The sequence below is a fragment of the Lentzea roselyniae genome (assembly GCF_039537795.1).
GTDB classification, from domain to species: Bacteria; Actinomycetota; Actinomycetes; order Mycobacteriales; family Pseudonocardiaceae; genus Lentzea; species Lentzea atacamensis.
Map to the genome: position 1 here is coordinate 1 of NZ_BAABBE010000075.1, position 12,423 is coordinate 12,423.

Genomic DNA, 12,423 nt, shown 5'->3' on the forward strand with positions numbered 1-12,423 from the left:
ATGCTGGCCTTCGTCGCACGGCGGGTCTTCGCCGAGGGGGTCGCCCTGGTGTTCGCGGTGCGCACCCAGACCTGTGACGACCAGTTCACGGGGTTGCGCGAGCTGGAGGTTCGCAGCCTGCCGGACGCGACGCGCGTGCGCTGCTGGACTCGATGCTCCTGGGAAGAGTCGACGCGCACGTGCGGGAGCGGATAGTCGCCGAGGTCGCGTTGGAGCGTGAACATCTTGTTCGCGGGGCGCCCCAGCGCTGCTCGCGCTGGGGCGCAGACATCGCGACCCGACGACGGCGAGGCGGTTCGAGCGTGGCTTCGCCATGTCGGGTCGAACATGCCAGGCTTCACCGTCCAACCGCCAGTCAGGACAACTTCTGAGGTCAGTTCCGACGTGGGACTGCTTTCCGCGTCAGTTCAGATCAGGGGTACGGCGTAACCCGCCGAACCCGCAGTGCTCGATGCGCACAACCGACATGCCGCTCTCGGTCACACCGGTCCAGGCTCCTCCGTCCTGCGTGGACAGAAGGCGCACCGCCTTGGTCGAGCCCGGCGCCACGACGATCCGGCTGATGGTCACCCGCATGTCGTCGTTGTTGGCGGACGCGACCGCGAGCAAGGCTTCCACCACACCGCTGGGCAGCGTGATCTCCGGCTCGAACGGCAACATCCACAGGTCTGTCGGCGTGACCGCGGGCAATGCGATCTCCTGCCCGCCTGTCGTCTTCCGCCACCGGGGGACGCGGAACACCAGGCCGTTCGATCGGTATCGCTGACCGGCGGACAGCGGCTGGTCCTCGCCGGTCACGTCGGCAGCGTCGACCGCGGGAACCACCGCAGGGGACTCGCCGTACACCAGGTTCACCGACGCCACGCGGGTGCCGTCGCGGCGGTCCACTTCGACGGTGACCTGCCAGCGGCCGTCCGGCAGCGGGGTGCCGTGACCGCGCTTGACCAGGTGCAGTTCGTCCTCCGTGAACACCAGCGCGTCGATGCGGATGTCGATGTCGGTGATTTCCTGGAGGTGCTGGCGCGGCCACGGGTAAGGGCCGACCCAGTCACCGACGCTGATCGCGTGCTCCAGCACCACCGATGCGGGCACAGCCGGCCTGCCGCCCACCGTCACGTCTGCGAAGCAGGGGTGGTCGGCGCGGCGCAGCACGTTCACGCACTCGATCTCGCGGTGCAGCTGGTAGCGGGTCAGCTCGCCGAGGTGGAAGTCCGCGGACGTCCAACGGGTGTAGTCGGCGTTGCCGTACATCAGCAGCAGGCGATTGCGCAGCTGGTGTGGCACGATCGCGCTGCCGAACCGGCCCATGAACAACACCTCGGTCTGCGTGCCGGACAGCACCTCACGCACCCAATGCGCCATTCCGTCCGACGGTTCGATCGTCGAGGTGTAGCGCACCGCTGAGTGCGGCCGCACGATGCTGCCGACACCCTCCCAGGTGTGCCAGAGGACGGTCTGCGCCGGAATGCCCAGTTCGTCGCGGACCCAGCAGTTCAGTCGGGTGAGCCCGTCGTTGGCCGCGGCGTAGGACACCTGGCCGATCATGCCGCCGAGCCTGCCCGACAGTGAGCCGACTCCGGACACGAGCTTGAGCTTCGCGGCGAGGTCGGGGCGCCGCCGGATCTCCGCGAGCATCGTGGCGAGGCCGTCGATCTTCACGGAGACGACGCGCACCACGGTGTCCGGCGACTGCTGGTTGAACCGCACGGCGTTGTCGATACCGGCGTTGTGCATCAGGACGGTCGGTCCGCCGACGCGGTCGAACAGCTCGCGCACCTGTGCGGGGTCGGTGCAGTCGCACGGCACGTAGTCGATGCGCAAGCCCTTGGCACGACCCGACTTCAGGTTCTGGTGGATCGTGCGGGCATTGGTGGCGCGTTCGATTCGCAGCCGTGTCTCGCGCAACTGGCCCGGCTCGGTGGCTTGCAGTTCCCGCCACCGCCACGCGGCGAACTCCTCGTCGTCGTGATCAAGCCACACGTGCCCGGCTGGCGGTTGCTCTCGACCAGTCACGACGACCCGGCAGCCGGTGGCCGCTGCGAGTCCTTCCGCGGCAACGAAACCGATGCCGCGGCCACCGCCGGTGATCACGACGGTGTCGCTGGGACCGAGGTCCAGCGTGGGTTCGGGGTTCGGGATCTTCGCGCTCATCAACGTCGTGCGTTCACCGGCGAGGTGGCCGATTTCCGACAGATCCCAGCGCCCGCACTCGAGCAGCAGCACCCGTGCGATGCGATCTGGCGTGATGTCGTCGACGTCGACGACCTTCTGCGCCGTCGCGGGCAGCTCGTACTGCAAACCCTTGCACAGTCCCGCCCACGCCCCGCTCAACGGCTGCGGAATGCGCGTGCCGCCGTACCCCATCCGGCCGCCCAGGTGGGTGACCGTGACGTAGAAGTGGCGTCCGAAGCGGGCTTCGCCGACCCAGCGGTCGTACACCGAATGCAACGCGCGGGCCGACTGCCTCATCGGTTCCTGCCATGACTGCTCGGTCAGCGCGTAGCCGGAGCCCAGCACGTTGAGATCGACGATGCCGTCGACGCCGTCCGGCGTGCTGCCGTCCGTCTCTGGACGTCGCACGACGACACCGGCTTTGGTGAGCTCGCCGCCGACCTGGTCGACCAGTGCGGTGTCGGCGCCGAGCAGGCAGACGGCGCGGCCGACGAGCCATGTCGCGTCCGCGTCCGCCGGCAGCGACACGGGATGCGGTGAGTAGACCAGCCGGTCGAGCGGTCGGGTGAAGCCCTCCGGCTGCCATGCCACCTGATGGTGGCGCACGGCCGGTGTGTCGGGGGTGCTTCCAGGAAGCAGCGTCTGGACGGTCATGGTGCTCACTCCGAGTCCGAGTACGAGGAGAACTCACCGGTGGTCGCGTGCACATGCCCGAGCACGGTGCCGGACAGGCCGCGCACTCTCGCCACGACCCGAGCGTTCGCGTCCACGGCCACAACCTGGTGCCAGCCTGGCGCACCTGCCGCGCTGTGCAATGGCGTCGCGTGCAACGCGATCGGCGTCCCGGCTGCGCCGTAGAGCTCGATGGACGCCAATTTGTTCGGAACCAGCAACGGGGTCCGGCCGTTGTCGTCCACCCGGAGAGCGGCCAGCCGCGCCATGGCATCCAGCAACACCGCTGGCGTGTGCCAACCGTCCAGCCAGCAGGCCTTGGCCGGGTCGAGCCGGTACTCCGCGGACGCGCCGAGCTGGTGTACGCGGCTATCACTGGTGCAGTTGAAGATGCCGGTCAAACGGACTACCGGGTTCTCCGTGTAATACGGGTCACCGACCGGCACCGGGCAGATCTCACGCCACGTCTGCAGCCACGCCGGCGGCTGTGGCTGGGTGGTGCGAAGCCGGACAAGGGTGCGGAAGCGTTCCTTGTCCGCGACGAGCACCTGATCGTTCGGCGCGAGTACGTCGGCGGCAACTGTCACGCACATGACCGACTCGTGCTCGTTCTCCGCCACCAGCTCACCGGTGACGCTGAACGGCTGACCGCTCCGGCGAACGCGGAGGAACTGCCGGAACTCCATGTCCTCGAAGGCGAACGCCACTCGACCGGGCACCAGGTGCGCCGCTGCGGCGATGGCCAGCTCTGGCACGAACATGCCGGGCAGCGTGGGCACACCGTGCACGAGGTGCTCGTCCAGGTACCGATCTCGCTCGGGGTCGAGCACACCGCGCAGGACGACCTTGCCCGGAGTGGTCTCGACGGTGTCGAACCGGAACGCTGCAGGTGCAACTGTGCTGTCGCTCGGCCTGCCGGTCGGCGCCACGACACCGATCGGAACTCCGGTGGGCTCCCTGGCGTCATCGGTCAGCCAGCCAGGGGCGAAGTGCGAGAGCATGCTCGTCTCGCTGCCGCTGAAGAAGAGCGAGGTCCGAGGGGACATGACGGCCAGTTCCCGGCCGAGGTGAGCGACGCCCTCGGCGCTGCCGATCGGGGTGAGGACACCGTTCTTCTCCAGCACGGCCTTCAGCTCTCGCTCCGCACCCATGCCCGCCTCGCCCCACAGGCCCCAGCCCATCGTGAACTCGCGGCAGCCTCGCGAAGCCGCGTACGCGGAAGCCGTGTTGAGGAACGCGTTCGCCGCGGAGTAGTCGGTTTCCCCGCTCATGCCGAACGATCCCGAGATCGATCCGCAGTTCAACCACGTCTTCGGCGTGCGTCCGGCGAAGGCCTGCTTGAGCGCGGTGTACGTGCGGACCTTGAGGTCGCGGACGAACTCGAACTCCTCCACGGACTTGGTCGCGATCGTGGCCGACTTGGTGGTGCCGACGATGTTGAGCAGTAGGTCGACCGAGTTGTGCGCGGCGAACACGCGGTCAACGGCCACGCGAACGGCAGCGCTGTCACGAGTGTCGCAAGCGATGTAGGTGACTCCGTCAGGACCGCAGTGCGTGCGGAGTTCAGCGAGGTTCGCCGCAACCTTGCGGGCATCGGCGATGCGCCGCAGCGCTGCGACCGCCTCGGGCACGGAGACCGCACCGGGACCTGTGGTGCGTTCCCTGATGAACTGCGGGCGCCGAGCCGCGAACCGCTGCTCATCCTCGGTGAGCATCGTCTCGTCGACGTCGTCGATGCGGTTGCTGCCGAGCACGTAGATGTGCGATGCACCGGTGCGGGCAAGGTGTTTGAGCATCTCCGCGCCGATGCCGCGGCCGCCGCCCGCGGCGACGACGACCTCATGTCGTGTCGTCGTCGGGGAGGCGTCCAGCCGGACAGGCTTCGGTGTGATGACGAAGCGGATGCCGTTCACGCGGTAGGCCACTGGATACCCGCGAGGCGCAGTGGTTTCCGCGACGACGTGTTTCGTCGCGGTGGACAGATCGCGTGAGCTGTCCACCGCCACGCGGACAGTGCAGCCGGTCAACTCGTGGGCGAGCGCCAAGCCGAGACCGGTGAACAGTCCGGTCGACGGGTGCGGTACGTGCCCTTCGGAGACACCGCCCAGCACGCTGATGAGGAACGTGCCGCCCACGAGGTTCGCCGAATTCTCCTTGGCCGCCTTGTAGACGCGGGTGTTCAGCCGCAGAACCTCACTGTCCACAGTGGACAGATCCGCGTCGTTCAGGTTGACAACGACACGAACGTGTTTGACGTGAGCGGGCCTGGACTCCTGGATCAGCGTGGGGTCGTTCGTGAGCACGAGCGTGTCCTCGGTCAGGAACGGAGCCTCGGCGGTGACTCCGGTCAGCGTCCGGGGCACTGCCACGAGCTCGTGGCGCTGGTGGATCTCCTGCGGTGGCACGCGGTCGACGCTGGGACGCACGCGCATTGTGGTGGTATGTCTGCCGCTGCGCCGCGTCAGGGTCACCTCGTGGTCGTAGCCCGCCAGAAAGCTGATCAGTTCCAGGCCACCGGAAGCGCCGAGGAGTACCGGGTCGAAGAGTGTCGTCATGAGCTGATTTCCCTCATCAGGTCGACTCCGGCCAGAACGGGAAGATCTTCGCGCTCGGCCACGCTGAGCCGGGTGAGGGCGAACAGCACGGCGCCTTCCTGGACCGGACGATCACCGATGTCATCCGTGGTGCCGGCGAAGAGCGCGGGCCATTCAGGGCAGCTGTTGCCGCTGGCGGCGCCCACGAGCACGAAGTCGAGATCACCGAACCGCAGATACCGCTCGGCCAGCGCGAAGGCGGCCACGAGTGATCGGTCACCGTCGTCGACAGTGATGGTCGGCCCGTGCAGGTCGAAGTGGTTGGACAGCCGAGCCGCGAGGATGTTCGGCATTTTGCCGGCGTAGGTGTCCTTCGTGGACGGCTCCGCGCAGCTCTCCACCAGTTCCCGCAGATGCTCGGTGAACGCGAGGACGGCGTCTGAACCGTCTGCGCCCACGAGCGTCTGCCGCACGTCGTCGAAGTAGATCCGGAGGTTGGCCAGGACGGCGTGCTGCGTCGGACCGGTGTGGCCGACGATCACACCGGTCGAATCCGGGTTGCGGCCAAAAGCCTTCCGCACGACCGGATCAAGGTCCTGCATGCAGTCGACGAGCATCAACTGCGCACGGTCGAGGTGTGGCAAGGTGGTGCGGGGAAGCAGCAGCTTCTCCAACGATGGCATCGGGTACTCGCGGCCGAAGCAGACCTTGCCCGCGGTGGGCAGCGTGCTCGACCAAGCGGCGATGACCAAGTCGTCGTCGACGACCGGCCCGTAACCCGAGTGGGTCGTACCACCGGCGACATGTTCGCGTAGCAGCAGATGCGCGTTTGTGCCACCGAAGCCGAAGCTGGACACGGCGATGACGCGTGGCTGCCCGTTCCCCTTCTTCGGCAGTGGCACGTGCTCACGTGGCACGCTCAGCTTGGTCTCGTCGAGACCGAACGCCTCCGGTGCCGACCGGAAGCCGTACTGCGCGGGGAACAGGTCGTGGCGCAGCGCCAGCACCGCGTGGATCACCGAGACCGCACCCGCGGCCCAAGCGGTGTGACCGACCAGCGCCTTGTTGGACACGACCGGAATGGCCACGTCGTTGTAGTGCTCCCGCAGACCAAGGAACTCGCACCTGTCGCCGGCGGGTGTGCCGGTCGCGTGCGCGATGATCGCGTCGACCTCCTCTGGACGCACGCCCGCCCGGTCGAGAGCGAGGCGGATGCCGCGGGCCTGGCCCTTCGACGACGGCGCGTACACCGCGCGACCCTTGCCATCGGCACCCGTCCCGAGGCCCGCCACGGTGGCGAGGATCTGGTCGCCGTCGGCGACCGCGCGATCCAGCCGCTTGAGCACCAGCAGCGCTGCACTGTCGGTGAACAAGGTGCCGTCAGCCTCGGCGTCCAAGGCGTGCACCGCGCCGCTGCGCGACAACCCGTTCAGCTTGTCGAACAGCACGGACGTCGACGGTGTCGCCACGAAGGAACCACCGCAGACCGCGATGTCGCAGTCGCCGGTGAGCAGATCACGCATGCCGATGTCCATGGTGTGCAACGACGACGAGCACGCCGTGTCGACCAGCCTGACATTCGTGTTGTCGGGCAGTACGCCGTCACATGAAGCCGCCACAGCGCGGTGCAGCGGGAGCACACCTGGCTCCACGGAGTCGTCGCCGAGGTGCTTGGCCAACGCCTTCGCGGCGACCGACTCGCCGAGGCCGTGCCGCTCGAGCTCGCGCTGCACGGCGCCGAGCACGAGTGCCTGCTCGAGGTGCTGGCTGCCGTCAGGCGTGCAGCCGATGGTGTACGCGAAGCGGTCGGTCTCCCTGCGCGTCACGTGCTCCAGTGCCTGATACAGGCTGTGACGCAACCACAGGGCGTTGAAGTCCCACGGCGAACCGTCGCGGTTCTTGAGTTCGGCGCGCAGCAGGGCGTGCGGCTGGAAGTCGGTGATGAAGCCGGCTCGCTGCTGCCTGCTCTTGTCCGGCACCGACGGGTCGTCGCTGCTGAAGTGGTCGGTGTTCCATCGATCCGGGGAGGGCAGGGTGAAAATGTCGGCGCCCTCGACCAGCAGGTTCCAGAACTCCTCCGGCGAATTCGCTCCCGGAACGACCATGCCCATGCCGACGATCGCAATGGTGTCGTCGATCATGTCGTCGTTCCGACCGTCGCACGGTTGTCGATGATGTAGTCGACGATGCTGTCGAGATTGCTGAGCGTCGTGGGTGCGGAGACGTTGCCGCTGGTCAGGTAAAAGAGCTTGGTGACCTGCTGGAGCAGTTCGGTTTGCTGGACGGAGTCGATGCCGAGCTCCGCTTCGAAGGCTGCTTCGGGGGTGAGGACCTCTTCGGGATAGCCGAGCGTTTCGGCGTAGAGACCGCGTACCCGCTGGAAGACTTCGTCGCGAGCAGCGAACGGAGCTGCCGTCACGCTCGGGACGACTTCGGCCTGCACGTTCCTGACTTGTGGGGGCACGACAGGGGGTGCCATCGCCGGGGTGTCGACCGCGGAGGGAGTGGTTCCCGCGACATCAGCCTTCGCGGTGTGCGCGGTCAGGAAGTCCACTGCGGCTGCGGTGTCGTGGAAGGGCTCCACCACGGTGGCCATCGGAGCATTGGCCCGCACAATGCCGGCGAGCGTGCCGCCCGGTCCGAACTCGACGAACGCGCTCGCCCCCGCCCGGCACAGCCGGTCGATCGCGGTACCGAAGTCGACGGGCACAACCAGGTGCTGCGCCAGCAGTTCGGCCAGGTCGTCGGTGTCGCGGTAGAAGCGACCGCTGATGGGGGAGTACACGGGCGTGCGAAGCGGAAGCTGTGCGAACGCCGTGAAGCGCCGGCGGAGTTCATCGCGCGCCACCTGCAACAGCGGGTTGTGGAACGGGTGCGGCGAGCGCAGCGGCGTGGCATTGACGCCGATGGCTGCAGCGACAGCGGCAACCGCGCGCAACGGCTCGGCAGGGCCGGACACGACCGTCTGCTGTGGACTATTGCGGACCGCGATCACACTGGCGGCGTCACCGACGAGCGCAAGCATCTCCTGCACCCGCTCGGACGAGGCTCCGAGAGCCAGCATGACGCCACCAGAGCTGTCCAGCTCACGCAGCACGCGGATGCGCTCGCAGAGCAGGGCAGCACCGTCGGCGATCGAATAGGCACCAGAGCAGACCAACGCGGCGATCTCACCCAGGCTGTGGCCGAACAGGCCGGTCAGCCGGACTCCGTCGGCGTGCAGCCGCTGGAACATCGCGACGGACTGGGCGTACGCCGCGAGCTGTGCCAGGTCGGGGTCCTGCCGGAACAGGCCTTCAGCGGTCGGTGGATCGGCGCTGAACACGACAGAGGTGAGGTTCTTCCCCAGCAGAGTTTCAGCGGCGTCGTCGACAGCGGCATATACCTCGCGCACCACGACGTCACCGTCGCGCCAAGCGTCGAGCAGTGCGCCCCTGCGGTAGGAGCCCTGCCCTGGGAACATTCCGACGAGCATCTCGACATCACGAATCATGGAAAGTCCTCCGTACGTGTCGGCCAAAGGCAGCGTGTTGGAGCATGGCTGTGCAGGCAGCTCTGGCTTGGCCAGAAAACGTGTGTCCGGCCTCCTCCCCCGCGCGCTTCCGTCGCCGGCCGGTCGCGCAGCCGGTCGATCTCGGTGGTCAGGATGACCGGCCGTGCCTCAGCGGGCACCTGCTCGACGTGACGAGCCGGAACGGATCCGACCAGTTCAGTTGCTGTGCGGCGAGCCTCGACGGCGCGATCCAGCTCCGCCCTTGGGAAGTCCGCAGCGCGTCACTGGGACGCCTGGAATCGAGAGCCGTGCGACCAGTCGGTGCCAGCGCGTCTGACCTCGTCATTGGTATCTCCAGGGGGACGGTGGTTGGTCATCACGGTTGCTCCTCCGGGAGTCGCAGCTACCTTCACCCGTCCGGACGCCTGTAACAAGGCCGCAGTTCCGTGAGGTGGAACGTTTGGCTTGGCGTCCAGCGCTTGCGATGCGGCCTCGGCTGATGTAACTCGCTGCCCAGGTTCGGGTGGATCGGATGACGGTGGGAAAGTGGCGATCCCGGTTCATCGGGGGACGGCTGGGTGCCTGGTGGGACGAGGAGCGCCCAGGCTGGCCGCTCTTGATCACTGTCGATCAGTCCAGGACGTCATCGTGAGACGACCTGGAGCAGACCCCGCGCAACGCCGAACATCGGTCGCGGACGTTGATGGCTGAGCGCACCGGGCTGGGCAAGTCGGCCATTGGGCCGATCTGGCGCGACTTCTGCCTCAAGCCCCATCGTGCCGAGACGTTCGAACTCTCCATCGACCGGCTGTTCGTGGAGAAAGTGGTCGATGTCGTTGGCCTGTAACACAATCTGCCCGAGCTAGTGGTCCTGCCGTGTGTGGATGAGAAGAGTCAGATTCATGTGCTGGACCGGTCTCCATCTGGTGCTGCCGACGAAGCCCGGCATGCCTGAGCAACGCTTACACGACTACGTCCGCAACGACATCACCATCCTGATCACCGTGCCGCCGACAGCACGGTGATCAGCGAGCTGCACTACCAACAAGTTCCTCATCACGATTGACAAGACCGTGCCCGCCGAACTGGACGCCTGACCTGCGACAACTACGGCACCACAAACCCGGCGATCGGTTCCTCGCCAACTAGATCATCCCCGAGGCGCGGAACTGCTCGGCTGGCCGAGCCGCTAAATATAATCGTTCCGTCACGCGGAACCCTACTTGTTGCTGGCCCCGAATGACCCTTAGGGTCGGTATTGCAGAATAACCGGCAGGAAAAGATGCTCACCCGATCGCTGTCGTGAGGGGGCATCCTTCGAGGAGGCAGTTGTGGGTGCCGTCGTCAACGACTATTCGGGTAACACCTACCTTATCGATATGCTGCGGCAATTAGGGGTCACCCTGTATGCGGGAGTCAATGGCGGAGGCGTCATACACCTCGCCAAGTTGATGGTGCCGGTTCGGACACTCAGTAAACGAAACGTCGCAGGACCAAGCCTGTTGACCGTACCTGAGTACACTGCCGGCTTCGTGCCGCTGGGGCACTATTTGGCCACCGGGCAGGTGGCCGCGTGCCTGACCACGACCGGTGCTGCGACCAAACTGGCTGCCAGCGGCCTGAGTGATGCCAAGGCGCACAACATTCCGGCGGTATACGTAGTCGCGCTCAACTCCACCTCAAACTACGGTCGCTCGCCATTGCAAGACGTTTCTGATGAAGGTGCTCACATCGTGGCACAGTTGCGTGACGAACTTGGCGAAGCGTGCTTTCACGTCACAGACCTCGATGTGTTGCCCAAACAGATTATTCAGGCGCAGGGCCATCTCGCCCAATGCCGGCCGGTCGCCTTCGCGGTGCATCCAGACGTGCTGGCCGGTCCGATGCCAGCTGGTTCGGTGCCCGCCGTGTACATTCCCGATCCGCCTTCACCGGTTTTCACTGATGTCACCCGATTCCGGCAAGTGGTCGAGGGCCGCAGGGTGGTTCTGCTCGTGACAGACGAGGCGGCGCGGGATCCTCGCATGCCGGTACTTACCACTGAGATTGCCGCGACACTTGGCGCGCCGGTGTTGTGGACTGCAAACGGTGCCGCTGGAGTGGCCGCCGACAATCCATACGGATATGGTCACGTTGGGTTCGGCGGCAACGACGCAGCCACCACACTGTGGAATGGGCTTCAGTCAGATGACGTTCTCATCACCCTAGGGTTTGAGCCAGGTGAGTACGTGCTCGGCCTTGCTCCCGTTGCCGCTGGCGACGTCATTCACCTGACCGAGTGGGAAGCGCCCTTCGGCCATCGGAACGGCGGCTTCGCTCACCGCTGTTCGGGAAGGTACTGGAGACTCGGTGGACCGATCTTCGAAACGGCCCGCGCGCTTATTATTGAGGCCGGCACCGTACGGCAGTTGCCAGCACCAGCTCATTTGAACACCGACCGACCGAATACTCGCCATAGGGCTGACACAGTTGACTTCGCTGCTTTCCTTGAACGCCTGCACAGCCGCTGGCGCGTACCGTCTCTCGGCTTCGACGACGTGTCGATGGTGTACAAGGACCGACCTTACGTCACTCAGCGTCCACATCCGCTGATGCGCACCTATACCGCCTACCAGGGCTCAGCGATGGGTGGAGCATTTGGCCTGGCCGTCGGCGCGCGTATCGCAGACCCAACCCAGACGGTTTACTGCTTCTCCGGCGACGGTTGCTATCGCCTGTATGCTGGCGCACTCCCGGAGACCGCCCGACTCGGCCTGCGGCTGTTTATCATCAACAACGGCTCCTACGCGCTTGTCGAACAAGGCTTGCGTCATGTCCTGCCCGACACGTCAGAGGATCGCTTTCACAGCCAGTTGGCACCGGTGGATCATGTGGCGGCCGCTCGCGCCTACGGCTGGGACGCCTTTCGGGTAAAACCAGATCTTTCGAATCTTGACGAAATTTTAGATGCGTGTCAGACATCAGGTGACCGGTCGCTGCTTGTCGATGTGCCCGTGGATGCGAGCCAAAATATCGGACCCAACCCGAGGGTGCGCCGGGCGGTACAAGCCTGTTACCTTTAATGCGGTTTGGACCGTGATGAATCGGGACGAGTTGACCGCAGTTTCCCAATTCATGTGCGAATGCAGTGAAGCGCGGCGCAGAAGGTGTTCGGTTTGTCGTGTGTTTATTTCGGCTCGCTCGTCGCGAGACCCGCGGCTGTCACAACCTGTCGGACTACCCGGACCTGGATCCCGCACAGCAGGTGAACCTCGTCTGGTCAGGCCCCAGGTCGACCGGGAGGAGATCCCTCCCGTGCCGGACGAGATCGCGTCGCTGAACGAGTGATGTCGACACGGCCGGCAAACTGGTCGAGTGACACGAGAGAGGGGGGCGGGAGCGCCGGGGATGGCTCCCGCCCCCTCTCTCGTCACGGCAGCCGCAGCGCCGTGGTGAAGAGGAAGACGCTGTCCTCCAGCGCCTCCACCCGATGCCTGCGCTCGGGCAACGTCAGCAGATCACCGGGCAGGGCCTCCCACGAGTTTCCCCCGGCCACCAGGCGCACGTGACCGA

The 12,423-nt window shown here is 66.1% G+C and carries 8 protein-coding genes; 4 read left to right on the forward strand and 4 right to left on the reverse strand.

Features of this window, described 5'->3' with window-relative positions; genetic code table 11:
- Nucleotides 1-195, forward strand: a 195-nt coding sequence (locus ABFX45_RS45050) for a hypothetical protein (protein ID WP_346137244.1), incomplete at its 5' end; no start/stop codon positions are given.
- Between the two features lie 207 nt (nucleotides 196-402).
- Here the strand turns inward: ABFX45_RS45050 and ABFX45_RS45055 are convergent.
- The 4 genes from ABFX45_RS45055 to ABFX45_RS45070 are packed head-to-tail and all read right to left on the reverse strand — an operon-like array spanning nucleotide 403 to nucleotide 8,871.
- Nucleotides 403-2,826: an SDR family NAD(P)-dependent oxidoreductase gene (locus tag ABFX45_RS45055; protein WP_346137245.1), complete on the reverse strand. Its 2,424-nt coding sequence runs from the start codon at nucleotides 2,824-2,826 to the stop codon at nucleotides 403-405.
- Nucleotides 2,827-2,831: 5 nt separating this feature from the next.
- Nucleotides 2,832-5,399, reverse strand: coding sequence for an SDR family NAD(P)-dependent oxidoreductase (locus tag ABFX45_RS45060; protein WP_346137246.1), 2,568 nt, complete (start codon nucleotides 5,397-5,399; stop codon nucleotides 2,832-2,834).
- Nucleotides 5,396-7,519, reverse strand: coding sequence for a beta-ketoacyl synthase N-terminal-like domain-containing protein (locus ABFX45_RS45065; RefSeq protein ID WP_346137247.1), 2,124 nt, complete (start codon nucleotides 7,517-7,519; stop codon nucleotides 5,396-5,398). Before ABFX45_RS45065 ends, ABFX45_RS45060 begins: the two co-directional genes overlap by 4 nt.
- Entirely contained in the window at nucleotides 7,516-8,871 is a 1,356-nt protein-coding gene (locus ABFX45_RS45070; protein ID WP_346137248.1) for an acyltransferase domain-containing protein, read from the reverse strand. Before ABFX45_RS45070 ends, ABFX45_RS45065 begins: the two co-directional genes overlap by 4 nt.
- Nucleotides 8,872-9,574: 703 nt before the next feature.
- Between ABFX45_RS45070 and ABFX45_RS45075 the strand changes: the two genes are divergently transcribed.
- From ABFX45_RS45075 to ABFX45_RS45085, 3 genes are all read left to right on the forward strand, one after another.
- Entirely contained in the window at nucleotides 9,575-9,718 is a 144-nt protein-coding gene (locus tag ABFX45_RS45075) for a hypothetical protein (protein WP_170155386.1), read from the forward strand.
- A gap of 37 nt (nucleotides 9,719-9,755) precedes the next feature.
- Nucleotides 9,756-9,896 (forward strand): hypothetical protein, encoded by a 141-nt coding sequence (locus ABFX45_RS45080; RefSeq protein WP_170155387.1) that lies wholly within the window; start codon nucleotides 9,756-9,758, stop codon nucleotides 9,894-9,896.
- A 306-nt stretch (nucleotides 9,897-10,202) separates the two neighbouring features.
- Nucleotides 10,203-11,933, forward strand: coding sequence for a thiamine pyrophosphate-dependent enzyme (locus ABFX45_RS45085; RefSeq protein ID WP_146231934.1), 1,731 nt, complete (start codon nucleotides 10,203-10,205; stop codon nucleotides 11,931-11,933).
- The last annotated feature ends 490 nt before the right edge of the window (nucleotides 11,934-12,423 follow it).

Coding starts and splice junctions, on each gene's coding strand:
- ABFX45_RS45055 (WP_346137245.1), bottom strand. CDS start 2,826: ATGACCGTCCAGACGCTGCTTCCTGGAAGCACCCCCGACACACCGGCC.
- ABFX45_RS45060 (WP_346137246.1), bottom strand. CDS start 5,399: ATGACGACACTCTTCGACCCGGTACTCCTCGGCGCTTCCGGTGGCCTG.
- ABFX45_RS45065 (WP_346137247.1), bottom strand. CDS start 7,519: ATGATCGACGACACCATTGCGATCGTCGGCATGGGCATGGTCGTTCCG.
- ABFX45_RS45070 (WP_346137248.1), bottom strand. CDS start 8,871: ATGATTCGTGATGTCGAGATGCTCGTCGGAATGTTCCCAGGGCAGGGC.
- ABFX45_RS45075 (WP_170155386.1), top strand. CDS start 9,575: ATGGCTGAGCGCACCGGGCTGGGCAAGTCGGCCATTGGGCCGATCTGG.
- ABFX45_RS45080 (WP_170155387.1), top strand. CDS start 9,756: ATGAGAAGAGTCAGATTCATGTGCTGGACCGGTCTCCATCTGGTGCTG.